Origin of the sequence: Actinacidiphila acidipaludis (assembly GCF_019890725.1) — a bacterium.
GTDB classification, from domain to species: Bacteria; Actinomycetota; Actinomycetes; order Streptomycetales; family Streptomycetaceae; genus Actinacidiphila; species Actinacidiphila acidipaludis.
The window spans coordinates 1-17,506 of the sequence record NZ_JAINZZ010000072.1; the positions used below are offsets into that span (position 1 = coordinate 1).

Below are 17,506 nucleotides of genomic sequence, written 5' to 3' on the forward strand. Positions count from 1 at the left end.
GCCGGCCTTCGCCGGGTCCCACTTCACGGTGGACCCGATCCCGGGCCCGGCCCGGGCGCAGCCCCGCGCCTCCCCCCCCGGGCCACCGCTCCCGGCCGGGGCGGCAGCGCACCGCCGGGCCGTGGCCTGCGGGGGCGGCCGCGCCGGGCGGTTGCCCGCCGATCGGTTGCTGATCGGTTGCTGATCGGCGTCGCGCACGCTGGGCCATCCCCCGCACCCCAGCGCAAAGGACCTGTCATGACGACGCCCGTGATCCCCGGCTTCGACCTCACCCGCCTGCCCGGGGCCGGCGGTGTCGAGCTGTCCGCGGCGGTCGGCGGCAGCGGCAGCCCGGTGGTGCTGCTGCACGGCTTCCCCCAGACCCACCTGATGTGGCGGCACGTCGCCGAGCGCCTGGCCGCGACCCACACGGTGATCTGCCCCGACCTGCGCGGCTACGGCGCCAGCGACAAGCCGGCCGCCACCGGCGAGGAGGTGTACGCCAAGCGCACCATGGCCGCCGACGTGGTGGCGGCCGCGGCCGCGCTCGGCCACGACCGTTTCGCGCTGGTCGGCCACGACCGCGGCGCCCTGGTGGCCTTCCGGGCCGCGCTGGACCACCCGGAGACGGTCACGCACCTGGGCATCCTGGACGTGGTGCCGACGCTGGACATGTGGAACGTGCTGCACGGTGTGCAGGCCCAGGTCGCCTACCACCTGTATCTGATGGCGCAGCCGCCCGGCCTGCCGGAGACGATGATCGCCGGCAGCGCGCCGGCCTTCTTCGGGTCCTTCCTCGACGCCTGGGGCGCCGCCCCCGGCCTGTTCCCCGACCCCGTCCGCGCCGCCTACCTGCGGGCCAGCGCCGCCGCGGTGCCCTCGATCGTGGCCGACTACCGCGCCTCGGCCGGTATCGACATCGTCCACGACCGGGCCGACCTGGACGCCGGCTCCCAACTGGCCATGCCCGTCACGGTGGTCCAGCAGGACTGGGGCGCCCACCTGGGCTACGACGCCGCCGCGGTGTGGAAGGCCTGGGCGCCCGACCTGGACCACCGCCTCACCCGCGCCGGGCACTTCATGGCCGAACAGGCCCCCGGGGAGATCACCGCGGCCGTCACCGACCTGCTCACCCGCTGACCCCCCCGCACTCGCGCTCGTACTCGCGCCCGGCCCCGCTCTGACCGGCACCGGCGGCGGGGGAGTGTCAGTGCCGGCTGCGAGGCTGGCGGGATGGATGCCAGGTGGATGCTGCGGCGCGTGTACGGCGCCGACCACGACGACCCCGACCCCGGGCCGCGGCCGGGCCGCGCCTATGTGGAGCTGGTGGGCGGGGCGCTGGACGGCCTGCTCCTGGACGTCACCGGCTGGACGGACCAGGACCTGTCCGCGGGCGCGCCGCTGGTCACCGAGGTGGGCCGCTACGGGCCCGGCGGCCGCGTCGTCTACGCCCCGCGCCCGGGTGATGCGGGCCGCTGGGACTGGCAGGCCGACATCCCCGGCTGACGGCCGGCGCCAGGACGCCAGGGGCCGGGCGTGCGGGTGCCGGAGGGTCAGAAGGGGATGCGGATCGTGGCGTGCGCGAGCCAGTACCCGCACAGGCACACGCCGAGGAGGACGGCGACCAGCGCGGCGGCGCAGCAGTTGAGGCAGCCGTCCACCCTGCCGGCCCGCTCCTTCGGCTGGTGCACTCCTTCGGGCCGGTCCGGCCAGCCGCGGATGTCCCCCATGACGGTGATGATGCCGCTCGGGCCGGCCGCGGGGGCGCGCGCCGCGGTTGCGAACGCGTCTCGATCCGGCCTCCGGCCCGCGCCCCGGCGCCGGGTGGTCGCGGGGCGGGTCCCTCACCCCGCGGCCGCCGGTGGTGGTGTGCGCGGCGGCGAAGTCCCGCAGGGCGGGCTGGAGTTCGCCGGGGCTCTCGACCTGCGGCAGTGGCGCGGGTCCGCCCCCGCGGCGGCGCGCGGGGCGGACAGGCCCGGGGGGTGTTATCGGGGCGGCAGGAGGCAGAACTCGTTGCCGTCGACGTCGGCCATCGCGATCGCGCCGGGGTGGCCGGCGGTGTCCTCCAGGCGCTGTGCGCCCAGGCCGGTCAGGCGGTCGATCTCGTCGTCGAGGCTGGTGCCGGGCGGTGTGGTGAGGTCGAAGTGCAGCCGGTTGGGGCCGGTCTTGGGGGCGACGGGCGGGCCGCCCCAGGTGACCTTGGGGCCGCCGTGCGGGGAGCGGATCGCGGTCTCCTGGTCCTGGTCCCACACCAGCGGCCAGTCCAGGGCCCGGCTCCAGAAGTAGCCGACGGCCTGCGACCCGTCGCAGGACAGTGCGCCCAGGAACCCGCAGTCGGCGAGGAAGGAGTTGCCGGCCGGGATGACGCAGAACTCGTTGCCCTCGGGGTCGGCGAGGACCACGTGGTCCTCCTCCGGGCGCTGGCCGACGTCGATGTGCCGGGCGCCCAGGTCCAGGGCGCGGGCGACGGTGTGCTGCTGGCCGTCGGCTCCGGTGCTGGTCAGGTCGAAGTGGATCTGGTTCTGGGCGGTCTTGGGCCGCCGGTCGGCGCGGAAGCGCAGGCGGAAGCCGGTGTCGTCGCCGGGAACGAGCGCCGGGCCGTGCGGGTCGTCGCCGGCCGGCCGCCAGTCCAGCAGGGTGCCCCAGAACTCCGCCAGGCGCTGCGGGTCGTGGGCGTCGAAGGTGAGCGCGTGGATTCGACGGGGCGTCATCCGGCCCTGCCTCCGATCTGCCGGCGGCCCCGGCGTCGCGGGCAGGGCCCGGCGCCGCCCGCGGCCTGGCGGGTGAAGAACACGACGCTAGGAGCCGGCCGCCGGGCCCGCAACGCAATTTCCCCACCCCCACCCAACCCCCAAACCCCAACCCCCGCCCCCTGCGCGCCCCGCGCCACCCCCATCCCGCCTCGCCTGCCGCCCGGGGAGAGGGGACAGTTCCGGCCGTTGTGGGCCGGGGGGCTGCGGGGTGCCGGCCGGCCGGTGCACCATGCGCCCCATGGGGAACGCCTGAACGGCTTTTTCTGGGGGGTCTCATCCGGCGCCCGGGTCTCCCGGGCCCCAACGGGTACGTCCCGTTACCGCGCAGTCGGCTCGGCACTGTTCACGTCCGCGCCCCCCTGGCGTGATGCCGGCGTGGCGCGGGAGGGGTTGTGTTCCAGGAAACGGCCTCTGGCCGACCGGCGGCCGGAGGGTGAACCACGCGGCAGGAGGGGCGAGATGGCGCGGGAGATCGGACGGCGGCAACTGGTGACGGCGGCGGGGGCCGCGATCACCATGGCGGCGGTGGGGACGCCGGCGTATGCGAGCGCGGACGCGCGGGACGCGGCGAGCGCGCACGACCTGGTGGACGTTCAGCTGCTGAACATCACCGATCTGCACGGGTATCTGAGTGCGGCGCCGGGCGGCAACGCCACCGTGCTGGGCGCGGGCGGCACGCCGTACACGGTGGGCGGGGTGGCCTACATGGCCGCGCATCTGGAGCAGTTGCGGGCCGGGCGCCGCAACTCGATCTTCTTCGCGCCGGGGGATCTGTTCTCCGGCTGGGAGTTCGACGCCTGCTCTCTGGCGGACGAGCCGACCATCGAGGCGCTGAACCGGATGGGCCTGGACTTCGCGACGGCGGGCAACCACGAGTTCGACAAGTCGCCGTCGTTCCTGGTCGAGCACATGGAGCACGGGGTGCCGTTCCCGGTGATCGGCCGGGACGACGCGTTCCCCGACTCCGGGGGGCGGCGCTTTCGCGGCGCGGACTTCCGCTACTACAGCGCGAACATGGTGTGGTCGCGGCCCGGGCGCACGGTGCTGCCGCCGTGGAACATCGAGTGGGTGGACGCCGGCGGCGGGCGGCGGCTGCCGATCGGGTTCATCCATCTGACGGCGGCCGGCACCGAGATCGGGTCGACGTCCTACCAGCCGGCGCTGGGCTCGCTGGACGAGGTGGCCACCGCCAACCGGTGCGCGGCCGAGCTCAAGGCGCGCGGGGTCAACGCGATCGTGCTGAGCATGCACGACGGGGCGGTGGCCGGCAGTGACTTCACCACCGGCAGCAACCCCTCGGGCCCGGCCTACGACCTGGCGCTGCGGGTCTCCCCGGACATCGACGCGATCGTCACCGGGCACTGGCACTGCCGCTTCACCATGATGGTGCCCGACCCGGCCGGTGTGCCGCGGCCGTTCGTGGAGGCGGGCTGCTACGGGCAGCTGATCAACGAGATCAGTCTGCGGCTGGACCCGCGCACCGGCCGGGTCGTGCGCGAGCTGACCACCTCGGTCAATCATCCCAACACCCGTGACGTCGCCCCGGACCCGGACCTGCAGGAGGTCGCCGACTACTGGGCGGGGTACGCCGCCGCCCGCGGCCGGACCGTCATCGGCCGGCAGAGCGCCTCGTTCACCCGGGCCCGCAACACCGCCGGGGAGAGCACCATGGGCGATCTGGTGGCGGACTGGGCGTACTGGGCGGGCCGGCAGCCGCTGGGGCCGATGAACGACGGCAACGACCAGCCCGACGTGCCCGCCGATCTGGCGCTGGTGCCCACCGCGCCGGTGACCGGCTCGGTCGTCATCGCCCGCGACCTGACGATGGACACCGCCTCCGGCGGCCAGGTCACCTTGGCCCAGGCGTGGAACGCCGTCGGCTACGGCGACCCGATCCTGACCGTGACCGTCACCGGGCAGCAGATCCTGGACGCGCTGGAACAGCAGTGGAGCACCGCCGCGAACGGCACGCTGCGGTTCTCGCCGTTCGCGGTCTCCGGGAACGTCCGCTACGCCTTCGACGCCACCGCCCCGGCCGGCTCGCGGGTCCGCGCGCAGGACGTGACGATCGACGGCGCGGCTCTGGACGTCGCCGCCTCCTACCGGCTGGCGGCCACCGCCTACACGCTGCTGGGCGACGACGGGTTCACCGCGTTCGCCGGCTTCACCGACGCGGTCCGGCACGTGCGGGACTTCGAGAGTTTCGTGGAGTTCGTCCGCGCCCGCGCCACCTTGACCCCGGCCCCGCTGGACCGGGTGACGGCCCTGGGCGCGGACACGCCCGCCGCCCGCGTCGGCACCGTCCCGGCGCCGGCGGTGCCCTCCTCGGCGGCGCTGGTGGCCGGCCAGGACGCCGCCGCCGAGTCCCGCACGGTGGCCGCCGCGCTGACCCGCGCCCGCCGCGGGGGCTTCGCCATCCCCTGCTGACACCCCACCCCCCGCCCCGCGCCGCACACCGGCCCGCCGGGCAGTGCGGTGCGGGGCGGGGCTCAGCGGCCGTTCAGGGGTGGTTCAGAGGTCGTCGGCCAGCAGCGCGTACGCGGCCGGGACCAGCGCGTCGCCGCGGCGGAAGCGCCGGGTGCACACCGCGGCCAGTGCGGTGCCGGTCGCGGGCTGGAAGCCCAGGAACGCCTGCTGGCCGCTGGTCGCCCCGGCGTGGAAGCAGAACGGGCCGGCCGCGCCCGGGTGGTGGAACCAGGTCAGGGTGTGTTCCTCGTGGCGCCGTCCGCGCCGCAGCACCGGATGCCGGACGGCGGCCAGGGCTGCTTCCAGCGGTGATCCGGCCGGGTCGGCGTGGGCTTCCAGGAACGCCAGCAGGTCGCCGGGGGTTGCCCGCACCCCGCCGGCCGGCCCGAACCCGGCGGCCTGAAGGCCCGGCACCGGCGTGAGTCCGTCCGCCCGGTATCCCACCGCGTCCCCGAACCCTTCGCCGTCCACGCCGCTGTCTGCGCCGTTGTGGGGTGCGGTGGTGTGGGGGGCGGTGGTGTGGGGGGCGGGCGGCCGGTGGTCCGGCCGGGGCTGCAGGCGGGTGTCGTGGAGGGCGAGGGGGTGCAGGATCCGGCGGGTCAGCAGGTCCTCCCAGCGCTCCGCGGCGGCCGCGCCCAGGGCGTGGCCCAGCACCGACACGCCGAAGTTGGAGTAGTGCCAGTGGGTGCCGGGCCGGTGCGGCGGGCGGCTGGTGAGGAAGGCGCGGACCAGGCGGTCGGTGCCGTAGCCGGCGTAGGGCTGGGTGGACCAGCGGGGCAGTGCCTGCCGGTAGAAGCCGTGGGGGAGGCGGGGCAGCGCGGAGGTGTGCGTGATCAGGTGGGTGAGCGTCACCGCGCCGGCTGCCGGGCGGCGTGCGCCGCGCCGCGCGGCCGGCGCCGGGCTCTGGTCGCGGCCGGCGGCGGTCAGCAGGTCCGCGGCCAGGTCGGCGGCCCGCACCTGGCGGGTGTGTATCTGGTGGGCCAGCAGCAGGCCGGTGAAGACCTTGCTCGCCGACCCGATCTCGTACCGCAGGTGTGCGCGTACGCCGGGCGTGTCCGGGGCGCTGCCGCCGCAGACCACGGTGCGCCGGCCGTGCCGGGAGTAGGCGAAGACCACGTCGGGGGCGTCCACCGCCGCCACCGCCGCGGCCAGCCGGGCCGCGAGCGGCCCCTGACCGGCGGCCTGTGCCGCGTCGAGGACCGCGACGGCGGCCTCCGGGCGGGGTGCCCAGGTCATGGGGCGGCGCCGGCGAGGCGGGACAGGCTGCGGGAGGTGGCCAGCACCGAGGCGAACGCGGCGACCAGGGTGGAGTGGTAGACGACGTCGAAGACGTCCGAGGGGTCGCCGTGCGGCATCTCCCGCACCGCGGGCATCGCCCCGTCGTCCTGCTGGGCGGCGGCGAAGCCGCGCCAGGCGGCCGGGTCGAGGGTGGGCTGCGGCAGGCAGGCGTCCACGCACAGCAGTTCGCCCAGCAGGTCCCAGCGGCGCAGGTCCAGCCAGTCGTCCAGCCACGCCGGCAGCCACGCCGTCAGGTAGGCGGCGACGTCGGCGGGCAGGTCCTGCGGGTGCTCGCCCCAGCCGGTGAGGTGGAAGACGGTGTGCGTGACGTCGTAGGCGGTGTGGCCGTCGACCGTCCAGGGCTCGGGGGTGCGGCCCAGCCAGGTCTGCGCGGCGGCCTGCGCCACCGGCGGGTCGGGCGGCAGCCCGAAGCGGGCCGCGAACGCCGACAGGCCCAGCCGCCGTACCGGCGCGACCTCGCGGGCCTGCCAGGCGCGCAGTCGGGCGCAGACGCCCAGGGCGTAGTCCATCTCCGGTACCGAGCGGCCCAGTTCACGAAACGGCAGGTACACCTCGAAGGGGATGGGGGAGGCCGGTTCGGTGCGGTGGCCGCGCACCAGCATCCGCCCGCCGTCCAGGGTCTGCAGCCAGGCGTGGTCCAGCAGCCGCCGGGCCAGGTCCGCCTGCCGGGAGCCGGCCACTCCCTCGCGGAAGAGCACCGCGCAGATCATCGCCAGTTCACCGACCGGTTTGAAGCGTTCCAGGAAGCCCACCTCGGGGTCGGCGTCCACCTCCAGCCGGAAACCCTCGCGGTGCGCGTACAGCCATTCCAGCGCGTTCGCGCCGACGCCGTGGACCAGACGCGTACTGGTCATGCGCTGCCTCCCGTCCCGGACACGGACCCCGGCCCGCCCGGCGGCCCGTCCGGCGGCCGGGGGGTGCGGGCGATGGTCAGCACGGCCGCGAACGCGGCCATGACGGTGGAGTGGTAGCAGGTCTCGAACACCCGCGGCAGCGGGCCGCCGCCGCTGCGGGCTGCTTCCGGCAGGGCCCCGGCGGCGTCCTGGGCCTGCGTCAGCCGCCGCCAGGCCGCGGCGGTGAACGCCGCCGGCAGCGGCCGCGGCAGGCTCGCCCCGGTCGCCAGCAGCTCGCACGTCAGGTCCCAGCTCCCGTCCTCCACGCAGGTGTCCAGCCACGGCGGCAGCCACGCCGTCAGGTAGCCGGCCACGTCCGCGGGCACCGCCTGCGGCCGCAGTCCCCAGTCGGTGAGGTGGAAGACCACGTGGGTCAGGGTGTAGCCGGCGGTGCGCTCGAACGTCCACGGCTCGGGCAGCGCGCCCAGCCAGGTGCGGCGCAGCAGCACCTGGGCGGCCAGGTGCGGGGACAGCCCGGCCCGGCGTTCGGTGTTGGCCATGCCCAGCCGCCGGTTGGGCTGCTGCTCGGTCGTGCGCCACCCGCGGGTCGCGGTGAGGGTGGCCGCGGCCTCCTCCACACCCTGGTGGCGCAGCCCGCCGCCGGCGAAGGCCGCGTAGACCTCCAGCGGATACGTCGCGAACGGCTCCAGGCGCATCAGGTCGTGCAGCAGCCGCCCTGCGCCGGTCTGCTGCCAGGCGTACGCCAGCAGATCGCCCGCCGTATCGTGCAGCCGGTCCCCGGGCGGGGTCAGGTGCTTGACGACGGCGCACATCTGCGCCAGTTCCCCCAGCGGTTTCCAGGTGCGGTTGGCGTCCGCGCCCGCGGCCAGCGGGTCCGTCCCCAGGGCGAATCCGCCGCGGTGGGCGCTCAGCCAGTCCAGGGCCGCCCGTGCGGTGCGCCGCGCGCAGCCGGCCACCGCGGCCGCCTCCCGGGTCTGCCCGCCGTTCCCGGCCCCGCCGGTGGTTGCCCCGAAGGGCCCGGTCCCGGCGGTGCCGGCGCCGGTCGCCGGGGTGCGGGCCGGGGTGCGGGCCGGGGCGCCGGCGGCGGGGGCCTTCATACGGCGGCCCCGGTCAGCATCAGGCGGGCGGCGTCGGTGTGCAGCAGCACCCGGGTGTCCTGGCCGCCCATGTACTGCACGAAGTCCAGGCCGCCGGCCAGCCCGAGACTCGCCGGCACGTCCGGTGCCAGGGCCAGCCAGCGTGCCGCGCCCGCGGCCTGCAGCCAGTCCCGGCGGCGGACCGCCCGCACGAAACCGCGCGCCAGATCCAGGGTGCGGGCGGCGGCGGTGCGCGCCGGGGCGCAGCCGCTGCCGGGCACCGCCAGCGGCGCCAGCACCGCCAGCCGCCGCGTCAGGTCCTGCCAACTCATGCCGTCATCGAGCCATGCCCCGTCCGGCTCGGTGCCGGCGCCCGGCCGATGGCCGGCCCGGGCGGCCGGCTCACCGGCAGTCCCGGGGCCGCCGGGGAGGTCCGGGAGGTGAGGGCGGCTCAGCGCGGCCAGCGTGCGGGTCATGCCCCAGTGGCTCCAGCAGGAGGCGGGGGAGGAGTGCGGCGCCGGCGGGAAGGCCCGTACCGCCCGCCCGAAGACGTCCAGGTCCGCCGGGTCGGCGGGGCCGGCGGCCAGCACCTGCGGCAGCAGGGCGTCGGACGCCAGGACCCGTATCGCCGCCAGCGCGACGTCGCCGTCCGCGCCGGGCCCGGCCGTGGCGCAGAGGACACCGCTGCGGTCCCCGCTCCGAAGAGCGGAGACCACGTCTGCGGCGAGACTCTGCACCGCTTCGGTCAGACGCGAAGAGGTGCCTGTCTGCTCCATGGATCCTCCGTCAGCCCTTCTTGGGCCGCGGCGTCGGAGGCGACAGCAGCAGCCCGATCGTGCCGGCGTTCAGCGCGAGCGCCGCGCACTCGGTGCTGTCGCGGTACACGCCCTCGGCTTCCTGGGGCTCGAGAGCCGCCTCGATGTCGGTCTCCCGCACCTTCTCCACGTCCGTGGTGAACCGCTCGGCGGACGACAATTTCACCATCCCCTTCACTTCAATTCGGGTGAACAGTTCGTGTATCCAGCAAAGCGCGGATCCCGGCAGGGTGCAAAAGCAAGGTCGTGCAGAATTCAAGAGTTGACCGCGTGTTCCCAAGTGGCAGGTGAGAGCCGCGTTTGCGGCGCGAAACCCTGGGTAGATGTTCGCTCTTTCGGGGCGGAACAGTGAATGGGGATTACCGCATATGATATTCCGGCCGATATTCGCCGCGGGCGCCCCGCGGGGGCGGGGTGTGGAATTCCGGAGCGCGGCGCGCCGGCGGTGGTGAATATGCCAGAACCGGGGTCGCGGGGGTGGCGCGGCGGGGAGGGGAGCGCGGGGGCGGACGGGGGCGCACACCGGCGCACGGACGGACATGTCCGCGGGCGCACGTGCCCGCGGACATGGACACGGATACGGATACGGATACGGATACGGGCACGGGCGGGTGGCCGGGGTCGCTGCGGCGGACGGGCGATCGGGCGGGGCCGAACGGGGGTGGCTGTGGCGTGTCGGACCCGGCGGGCGGGCCGGCTGCCCAGGATCGGTGGGAAGGGGCCGTTCCGGCGCAGCGGCCAGGCAGGCGGACGCCGTCACCGACCGAGGAGTGCCATGTCCCAGCAGGACAACATCGCCGCCCAGACCGCGTTCGGCGAGGCCGTCAACAGCGGCGACCTCGCGGTGCTGACGCAGATCGTGGCCGAGGGCGCGGTCGACCACGACCCCGCGCCCGGACAGGGCACCGGCCCCGAGGGCTACCAGGCGATGTTCACCGATCTGCGCCGCGCCTTCCCGGACCTGCACGTCGAGGTCGAGCACCTGATGGCCACCGACGACGAACTGGCCTTCGCCTACACCATCACCGGCACCCACAGCGGGGAGCTGGCCGGGCACGCGCCGACCGGCCGTCAGGTGCGCTACCGCGGCATGCAGATCAGCCGTTTCGAGAACGGCAAGCTCGTCGAGCGCTGGGGCAGCAGCGACGAACTGGGCATGATGCGCCAGCTCGGCCTCGCCTGACCGCCCGTTCCTCCCGCTCCCCGGCCTCGTTCCTTGCGCCCCTTCCGCCCCTTCCGGCTCCGCCCGCGGCCCCGCAACTCCCTCCCGGTGGCCGCGGGCGGTGACTTCTTTGCGGGGGGGACCGGGTTCCAGCGGGGACACCGGTCGGCGGGGAGACGGTCAGCGGGGAGAGGGTCAGCGGGGAGAGGGTCAGGGGGAGGCCGGTGGCGGGGGCGTCGCCGAGGGGGGTGCGGGCTGTTCGGCGAGCAAGGGGGCGATCATGGCGCGCAGCCGGCTCTCGCTGAGCGCGCCGAGGTAGTGGGCGGCGATCCGGCCCCGGCGGTCCAGGACCAGGGTGGCCGGGATGGCCTGCGGGTTGAGGCTGCCGCGGGGGAAGCGCAGCAGCAGCGCGCCGTGCGGGTCGTACAGGCTGGGGTAGGGGACGGCGAAGTGTTTTTCGAAGGCGGCGGCGCCGGACCGGGACAGGTCGCGGGAGTTGATGCCGAGGAAGCTGACGCCCTGGGGTTTCAGGTCGCGGGCCACCTCGGCCAGGGAGGGGGCCTCGGCGCGGCAGGGCCCGCACAGCGAGCCCCAGACGTTCACCACCAGGATCCGGCCGCGGTAGTGGGCCAGGCTCTGGTTGCCGCCGGTCACGGTGGGCCCGGACAGGTCCGGTGCGGCGACCCGGTCGGCGGGGGCGACCTGCACCGGCCCGGGCAGTGCGACGTTGCCGGGATCGGCCCACCCGGCCTGCGGGGCGCCCGAGGTGCACGCGGTGGCGGACGCGAGGGCGCAGGTCAGCAGGGCCGCGGCGAGCAGACGCCGCCGGAGGCGTGGCACGGACACGGCGTCAGTCTCCCACCGGGCCCCGGCCGCCCAACGGGCAGGTCCGGCGGGCGGGTTGCGCCGACGACCGATCGGGTCCAGGGGGCGTTCCGGTGACCGTACGGCGGCCCGCGGCCGGCCGGGGGTCACAGGCCGAGGTCGGACAGTCCCGGGTGGTCGTCGGGGCGGGTGCCGAGCGGCCAGTGGAACTTACGCTCGGACTCCGCGATGCGCAGGTCGTTGATGCTGGCGATACGGCGGCGCATGAGGCCGTTGTCGTCGAACTCCCAGTTCTCGTTGCCGTAGGAGCGGTACCAGTTGCCGGAGTCGTCGTGGCACTCGTAGGCGAACCGCACCGCGATGTGGTTGCCCTCGAACGCCCACAGCTCCTTGATCAGCCGGTAGTCCAGCTCGCGGTTCCACTTGCGGGTCAGGAACGCGACGATCTCCTCGCGGCCGTTGACGAACTCCGCCCGGTTGCGCCACTGGCTGTCGGGTGTGTAGACCAGCGACACCTTGTGCGGGTCGCGGGAGTTCCAGCCGTTCTCGGCCTGGCGCACCTTCTGCGTGGCGCTCTGGTGGGTGAACGGGGGGACGGGGGGCCTGCTGTCCATGCGCCAGCTCCTCAGTGCGACGGTTCCCCAGCGCGCCGGGCGCGGGTCGGCCCGGCCGCTGGGCAGCCCCAGTCAAGAGCATCCCGCCGCCCCCGGCCACCGCGGCCCGCCCGCCCCCGGGACGCGGCCGGCCTGTGCCGCACCGCCGCCCGGGGCGGTCAGGTGAGGGTGACCAGCAGGGCCGCGGCCAGGACGACCAGCGCGGACAGGGACAGCAGCAGGATGTGGGCGGCCGGCAGGGAACCGGCGGCGTGGTGGGTCGCCGGTTCGGGGCGCGCGTGCCGGCCGTGGGGGGCCGCCGCGCTCCCGGCGCTGCCGCGCCCGTCGTTGCCGGCCTGGGTCAGGTCGATGTGGGTCATCGGATAGTGCGTCATGGCCTCCTTCTGACCGCTGAAGGCGGGTCCGAAAACGGAAGACCGGGACATCGGCGCCGAAAGCCGCCCGCGGGCCCGTGTCCGCCGGGCGGGTCCGGACCGGTTCGGGCGGCCAGCGGCGCGGCGGTGGGGCGGTGGCGAGGGCGGCGGTGGGGGGCCACGGCGGTGGCCAGGGCGTTCGCCGGCGGCCGGCCGGTGGCCGACACCGAGGCCGCCCGGCCGGTCGCCGGGCACCCCGGCGACCACTCCCGGCTGGGCGGCGGCTTCCACTCCGTGCACGCGGTGCCGCTGTCGGCCGGCGCGTCGCCGCGGACGGGGTGCCGGCGGTGCAGCAGGCACCCGGGCCACCGGCTCAGCCCCGTCCAGCACACCGGGGGCGCGGGCCTTGCCGGGGGCGGGGAATGAACCGTGGTGGTTCACGGTTCAACGGGGTGCGGGTGCGGAGGGAACAGTGTCCCCGGGCCTCACCTTCCGCCCGTGGGGAAGATCGTTCGGCTGAAGCCCCACGGAGCCTTTCGCCGAGAGGCGACCGCCCTCCGCCCCGCCCTCGAACCCCCGGCCGGCTCCCCCTTAGCCGGCCGGGTTTCCCCGCTTTCCGTCCCTGCCCCGATGCGCGGAACCCCGGGTGCTGCCCCGGCCCGCACCCCCTGCGGACAGGACGGGACGCCCCCCGGGCCGCAGCTACGAGCCGGGCCCGCGCCGCGTCAGCCGCGCGCGGCGGTGTCGCTCTGCCAGGGGCCGACGGCGAGTCTGCCGGTGGTGCCCAGGTCCAGTTCGGGTGTCACCATGACCGGCGCCGCGCCGGGTTCCGCCACCACCTGCACGTACGGGGCGTCGACGGGTGCGCCGTCCGGGCCGGTGGTGTTGCGCCAGACCAGTTCGGCGTGGGCGCCCTGCCCGGGCCGCAGCACCAGGCGCCGCGGCGGGCCGTCGGCTCCGGTGCCGGTGGCGACGGCGTCACCGCCGTGCAGGATCGCCACCGAGCCGACCGGCCGGTGGGCCGCGTCGAACAGCGCCAACCGCGGGTAGCCGCCGAGGGTGTAGGGGCGCGTGCCGCAGTTGCCCAGGTGCAGCCCGACCACGCGCAGGCCCATGGCCGCGTCCCCGTCGTCGGCGTACAGGCGCACCCCGGAGGCCGGACACGGGCCCGAGGCCGACGGCGCCTGGGCGGTGGGCACGCTCCTGACCTTCACGATCCGCACCCGCCGGCCCCCGGCGCCCCCGGTCGGCCCGTCCGGTTCCACCGCACGGCGCACGGTGCGCCCCGGCGGCACCGACGCCACGGTCAGCCGCGCACCGGACAGCGCCGCACCGGCGTCCGAGACGACGTCGAAGGTGATCGTGAACGTGGCCGTGGCGTCGGTGGTGTTGGTGACCTCGAAGGCCTGGCAGCCGATCGCGCCGGTGAGCCGGACCCCGTCCGCCGCCGCCTCCTCCTGCTGTTCCGCCGGCACGGCCGCGGACGATGCCCGCCGGCCCGTCGAGCCGTCCGGGCCGTCCGGTGTGGCGGCCGTGGTGCACGAGGACGTGCCCGCGGAAGCGGTGGGGGTGTCGGCCGGCGGCCTCGAGGCGGCCTGTCGACTTCCGCACGCCGTGAGCAGCAGCGCGCCGAACGTGGCGGCGGTGGACAGGACAAGCAGGTCACGGCGCATGGCCCCAGTCGAGCAGCCCCGCACCCGCGGCGGCCGTGACGCCGGTCACGCCGACTGCGCCAGGTCTGTCACAAACCCGCCCGGGCGGAGTCGACCCCTGTCCGGCTTGGGCGGGTTGGGGCAGGCGCGGCGGGGCACGCGCCCTGCATGGAGCAGCACAGCGCGAGTGACGTGTCCGGCCCGGCGTTCGTGCTGGGCGGCGGCGGAGCGCTGGGCGCCTGCGAGGTCGGCATGCTCAAGGCGCTGTTCGCCGCGGGCGTCCAGCCGCGCATGGTGCTGGGGACCTCCGTCGGCGCGATCAACGGCGCGGCGGTGGCGGCCGACCCCTCACCGGCCGCGGTCGGCCGCCTGATCGACCTGTGGACCGGGCTGGGCCGGGCCGGGGTGTTCACCGGGTCCGTGATGGCCCGGCTGACCACGGCGGTACGCAGCCGCACCCACCTCTACACCCCGGCGCCGCTGCTGGAACTGCTGCGCACCCACCTGCCGGTCACCCGCATCGAGGACCTCCAGGTGCCGTTCCAGTGCGTGGCGGCCAGCATCGAGCAGGCCGCCGAACACTGGTTCACCGCCGGGCCGCTGGTCGAGGCGGTGCTGGCCTCGAGCGCGGTGCCCGGACTGCTGCCACCGGTCGCGGTGGACGGCGAGCACTTCGTGGACGGCGGCCTGGTCAACAGCATCCCCGTCGGCCGGGCGGTGGCGCTGGGCGCCCGCGAGATCTACGTGCTGCAGGTCGGCCGGATCGAACAGCCCCTCACCCCGCCGCGGCTGCCCTGGCAGGTGGCCACCGTCTCCTTCGAGATCGCCCGGCGCCACCGCTTCGCCCGCGACATGGCCGACCTGCCCGACCATGTCACCGTGCACGTCCTGCCCACCGGCGCGACCCCCGGCGAAGCAGCCGCCTCCCTGGGCCAGTTGCGCCACCACGCCTTCGGCCGCACCGCCCAGCGCATCGAACGCGCCTACACCGCCTCCTCCCGCTACCTCGAAGCCCTGGCCGCCCGCAAGGACGCCGCCGCCACCTCCGCGGACGGCTCCCCATGACCGGCGAGGGCACCGCCCCCGGCGGCAGAACACCCGGCCCCGGCCCGCAGGACGCCGGCGCGCCCACCCCGGTCCCAGCGCCGGGCCCGGCCGCGGACGGCGGCGGTGACACCGCCCGGAGCGCCTCAACTCCCTTCGCCGGTAAGGGAGATACGGGCTCGCAGGCCGTTGTGACCGGCCCGGCCGCGCCCGAGGGTTCGGGCCCGGTCGCGGTACCGCCCCAGCGCCGCCCCGGCGAACCCGGGCCGGTGGCCGGCGAACCCGAACCGGTGCCCGCGGGCGGCGGCCAGGCCGAGGCGGCTCGGGGGACAGGTCGGGGCGGGGGAGCGGTCCGGCCGCAGGAGGGCGGGACGGCGGGCCGGGCCGACGGGCCGTCACCGGCGCCACCGCGCACCCCCGTCGCGGCGGCCGCGGCCGCGGCCGTCACCATCGCGAGGCGGACCGCGACCGTCACGGTGCTGCTCGCGCTGATCCCGGTGGCCGCGGTCGTGCTGGTGGCCGCGACCGTGCTGACGGCCCCGGTGTCGCTGGTCACGCGCGGCCCGTGGCGGCCGGCCCGCATGGCCGCCTTCGTCCTGCTCTACCTGCTGGCCGACCTCGCCGGTGTGCTGGCCGCCACCGGGTCGTTCCTGCGCCACCCCCGGCCGGGACCGGCCGGCCGGGAACGCCGGGCCACGCACGCCTTCGCCCTGCTGGCCCGGCTGCTGACGATGCTGCGCCGGGTCGCGCAGCGGCTGTTCCGCCTGGAGGTGCGGATCACGCCCGCCCTGCCCCCGGCCGCGCCGGACGCTCCGCTGGTCGTGCTGATGCGCCACGCAGGCCTCGGGGACTCCTTCCTGCTGCTGCAGATCCTGCTCGCGCAGGCGCAGCTGCGGCCGTTCACCGTTCTGAAGGGGCTGCTGCGCCTCGACCCGTGCCTGGACGTCCTGCTCGGCCGGGTCCCGCACTGCTTCCTGCCGCCGGCCCGTGGCAGCGCCGCGCAGGCGGTCGCGGAACTGGCGGCGCGGCTGCGGCCGGGGGACGCGCTGGTGATCTTCCCCGAGGGCGGCAACTTCACCCCCGGCCGCCACCACCGTGCGGTGGCGCGGCTGCGCCGGCTGGGGCAGTACCGGCGGGCCGCCCGGGCCGCGCGTCTGCACTACGTGCTGCCGCCCCGGGACACCGGCAGCCTGGCGGCCCTGGCGGCGGCCCCCGGCGCCGACGTGGTGTTCGTCGCGCACGCCGGCCTGGACGTCATCGCCTCGCCGCGCGCCGCCTGGTCGTTCCTGCCGCTGCCGCGCCGGGTGCGGGTGCACTGGTGGCGGGTCCCGGCCGCGGACATCCCGCACGGCGACGACGCACGCAGTGAGTGGCTGCTCGGCCAGTGGGAACGCATGGACGCCTGGACCGCCGCGCAGGCCGTCCCGGCCACCCCCCACGTCTGACGCCCCGGACCGTCCCCGCCGTCCAGCGCGGACCTGCCCCATCCGCCCGGCCAGGCCCTCGGGCCGTTCCGTGCGGCTTCCTGGCGCCGCCCGGCCCACCGTGCCCTGCCGCAGCGGCCGTTGCCGCAACCCCTCCGGGCGCCGGCCCGCCACGCCCACCCGGGCGTGGCCCCAACCACCGTGCGCGGCAGCCGTGTTCCCGCTGTCGCGGCGGCCCCCCTGCGTTTATCGGCGCCCTGCACGGTCAGGCGCACAACTGAGGTCCTGACAACCGGGTCCTGACACTGGCAACCGAGGAAGGTGAGCGGCATGGCCGCCAACGAGAAGGTCCGGGCGAAGGTCGAGCAGGCCGTCGGCAAGGTCGCTCAGGCAGCCGGACGCGCCACGAACAACAAGACGCTGATCGCCAAGGGGCACGCGGCCGAGGTCGCGGGCAAGGCCCGCCAGGCCAAGGAATCGGTCAAGGACACCGGCCGCCACTGACGGCTGCCGTCGGCGTGCCGGCGCGCTGCGAAGCCGCCGACACGCCGGCGACCGCCGTCCCGGGCCCGGCCGACACGCCCGGCCCCACCCGGCAACGCCTGCCCGCCCACCGGGCACGTTTCCCGCACCCCCGGCGCACATCCGCCGCGTCCTGGCGGCTCGACGGCGTCCGGTCCCCCGTCGGCAGGGGAGTACCGCAACCCGCCGCAACCCGCGCTCCCGGCGTGCGCCCCTCCGGTTGCCGCCCACGACGGCTTCCCACCGGCGGAAGCCGGCAATCCAGCGCCCCCGCCCAGCAGTTCACCGGCCCGCCCGGCCCCGGCCCCGGCCCGGCCCGAAGCAACCCGCCGCCGCGCCCGGCCAGCCCCCGCGCCGCACACCGCGCGCCCCACCACCCCGCACCGGATGCGTCCGCCCGGCGGCAGCTACCTGCCCCCATCCCGCCGCCGAGCGGCTCCCCGGCGGGGAATTCCCCTGGTCGGCCCGGGACCACCCCGTCCCACCACCCGCTATTCCACCGCCTACAGAAAGAAATCCGGCACCCTTTCCGACTCTTGACGGCCTAATAGGGGGACCGTAGCGTGAGCGTCCGCGAGGCCGCGGCACGCCCGGGACCTGACGGACCGTCAGTGACGCGGGGCTGAGGGCGGGGTGGCGGTCTCCACGCCACGCCGCTGCTTCTGGGA

19 protein-coding genes are annotated in these 17,506 nt (G+C 76.1%); 8 read left to right on the forward strand and 11 right to left on the reverse strand.

The genetic code is table 11. The annotated features are described in order from the left end of the window. Positions 1-237 precede the first annotated feature (237 nt). Both K7862_RS32850 and K7862_RS32855 read left to right on the forward strand, forming a co-directional pair. Entirely contained in the window at positions 238-1,119 is an 882-nt protein-coding gene (locus tag K7862_RS32850) for an alpha/beta fold hydrolase (protein ID WP_222968664.1), read from the forward strand. 93 nt (positions 1,120-1,212) lie between these two features. Then, on the forward strand, positions 1,213-1,485 hold the full coding sequence (locus tag K7862_RS32855) for a hypothetical protein (protein ID WP_222968666.1): 273 nt from the start codon (positions 1,213-1,215) through the stop codon (positions 1,483-1,485). Between the two features lie 47 nt (positions 1,486-1,532). Here K7862_RS32855 and K7862_RS32860 read toward each other — a convergent pair whose 3' ends face one another. Together K7862_RS32860 and K7862_RS32865 are read right to left on the reverse strand one after the other, a co-directional pair. Further along, the gene (locus K7862_RS32860; protein WP_222968668.1) at positions 1,533-1,709 is read right to left on the reverse strand and encodes a hypothetical protein; all 177 of its coding nucleotides are present in this window, start codon (positions 1,707-1,709) and stop codon (positions 1,533-1,535) included. Positions 1,710-1,964: 255 nt separating this feature from the next. Continuing rightward, the gene (locus tag K7862_RS32865; protein ID WP_222968670.1) at positions 1,965-2,690 is read right to left on the reverse strand and encodes a VOC family protein; all 726 of its coding nucleotides are present in this window, start codon (positions 2,688-2,690) and stop codon (positions 1,965-1,967) included. A 501-nt stretch (positions 2,691-3,191) separates the two neighbouring features. On the opposite strand from K7862_RS32865, the gene K7862_RS32870 reads away from it, so the two are divergent. Beyond that, positions 3,192-5,159: a bifunctional metallophosphatase/5'-nucleotidase gene (locus K7862_RS32870; RefSeq protein ID WP_222968672.1), complete on the forward strand. Its 1,968-nt coding sequence runs from the start codon at positions 3,192-3,194 to the stop codon at positions 5,157-5,159. 84 nt (positions 5,160-5,243) lie between these two features. On the opposite strand, the gene K7862_RS32875 is transcribed toward K7862_RS32870, so the two are convergent. Genes K7862_RS32875 through K7862_RS32895 form a run of 5 tightly spaced genes read right to left on the reverse strand, consistent with a single transcriptional unit; the run spans position 5,244 to position 9,402 of the window. Continuing rightward, positions 5,244-6,434 carry a serine hydrolase domain-containing protein gene (locus K7862_RS32875; RefSeq protein WP_222968674.1) on the reverse strand — a complete coding sequence of 397 codons (1,191 nt, stop codon included), beginning with the start codon at positions 6,432-6,434 and terminating at the stop codon, positions 5,244-5,246. Further along, entirely contained in the window at positions 6,431-7,351 is a 921-nt protein-coding gene (locus K7862_RS32880; RefSeq protein ID WP_222968676.1) for a DUF6895 family protein, read from the reverse strand. Before K7862_RS32880 ends, K7862_RS32875 begins: the two co-directional genes overlap by 4 nt. After that, the gene (locus tag K7862_RS32885; RefSeq protein WP_262414178.1) at positions 7,348-8,448 is read right to left on the reverse strand and encodes a DUF6895 family protein; all 1,101 of its coding nucleotides are present in this window, start codon (positions 8,446-8,448) and stop codon (positions 7,348-7,350) included. Before K7862_RS32885 ends, K7862_RS32880 begins: the two co-directional genes overlap by 4 nt. Continuing rightward, positions 8,445-9,203 (reverse strand): hypothetical protein, encoded by a 759-nt coding sequence (locus K7862_RS32890; protein WP_222968678.1) that lies wholly within the window; start codon positions 9,201-9,203, stop codon positions 8,445-8,447. The genes K7862_RS32885 and K7862_RS32890 overlap by 4 nt, the downstream gene beginning before the upstream one ends. A gap of 10 nt (positions 9,204-9,213) precedes the next feature. Beyond that, entirely contained in the window at positions 9,214-9,402 is a 189-nt protein-coding gene (locus K7862_RS32895; protein ID WP_372461713.1) for a hypothetical protein, read from the reverse strand. A gap of 615 nt (positions 9,403-10,017) precedes the next feature. Here K7862_RS32895 and K7862_RS32900 point away from each other — a divergent pair. After that, positions 10,018-10,425, forward strand: a complete 408-nt coding sequence (locus K7862_RS32900; protein ID WP_222968682.1) for an ester cyclase — start codon at positions 10,018-10,020, stop codon at positions 10,423-10,425. Between the two features lie 189 nt (positions 10,426-10,614). On the opposite strand, the gene K7862_RS32905 is transcribed toward K7862_RS32900, so the two are convergent. From K7862_RS32905 to K7862_RS32915, 3 genes are all read right to left on the reverse strand, one after another. Then, positions 10,615-11,250, reverse strand: coding sequence for a TlpA family protein disulfide reductase (locus K7862_RS32905; RefSeq protein ID WP_308012321.1), 636 nt, complete (start codon positions 11,248-11,250; stop codon positions 10,615-10,617). Positions 11,251-11,375: 125 nt separating this feature from the next. Beyond that, complete coding sequence (locus tag K7862_RS32910) at positions 11,376-11,843, reverse strand: nuclear transport factor 2 family protein (RefSeq protein ID WP_222968684.1); 468 nt, start codon at positions 11,841-11,843, stop codon at positions 11,376-11,378. A gap of 158 nt (positions 11,844-12,001) precedes the next feature. Beyond that, positions 12,002-12,217 carry a hypothetical protein gene (locus tag K7862_RS32915; protein WP_222968686.1) on the reverse strand — a complete coding sequence of 72 codons (216 nt, stop codon included), beginning with the start codon at positions 12,215-12,217 and terminating at the stop codon, positions 12,002-12,004. A gap of 165 nt (positions 12,218-12,382) precedes the next feature. On the opposite strand from K7862_RS32915, the gene K7862_RS32920 reads away from it, so the two are divergent. Further along, positions 12,383-12,622, forward strand: a complete 240-nt coding sequence (locus K7862_RS32920) for a hypothetical protein (protein WP_222968688.1) — start codon at positions 12,383-12,385, stop codon at positions 12,620-12,622. Positions 12,623-12,921: 299 nt separating this feature from the next. Here the strand turns inward: K7862_RS32920 and K7862_RS32925 are convergent, their stop codons facing one another. After that, on the reverse strand, positions 12,922-13,869 hold the full coding sequence (locus K7862_RS32925) for a DUF4232 domain-containing protein (protein WP_222968690.1): 948 nt from the start codon (positions 13,867-13,869) through the stop codon (positions 12,922-12,924). A 147-nt stretch (positions 13,870-14,016) separates the two neighbouring features. Between K7862_RS32925 and K7862_RS32930 the strand changes: the two genes are divergently transcribed. The 3 genes from K7862_RS32930 to K7862_RS32940 all read left to right on the forward strand — a co-directional run bounded on the left by K7862_RS32930 (position 14,017) and on the right by K7862_RS32940 (position 16,820). After that, a complete protein-coding gene (locus K7862_RS32930; protein WP_222968692.1) occupies positions 14,017-14,913 on the forward strand; it encodes a patatin-like phospholipase family protein in 897 nt (298 codons plus the stop codon). Between the two features lie 248 nt (positions 14,914-15,161). Next, positions 15,162-16,337: a 1-acyl-sn-glycerol-3-phosphate acyltransferase gene (locus tag K7862_RS38345; protein WP_308012322.1), complete on the forward strand. Its 1,176-nt coding sequence runs from the start codon at positions 15,162-15,164 to the stop codon at positions 16,335-16,337. Positions 16,338-16,646: 309 nt separating this feature from the next. Further along, the gene (locus tag K7862_RS32940; RefSeq protein WP_222968695.1) at positions 16,647-16,820 is read left to right on the forward strand and encodes a CsbD family protein; all 174 of its coding nucleotides are present in this window, start codon (positions 16,647-16,649) and stop codon (positions 16,818-16,820) included. The last annotated feature ends 686 nt before the right edge of the window (positions 16,821-17,506 follow it).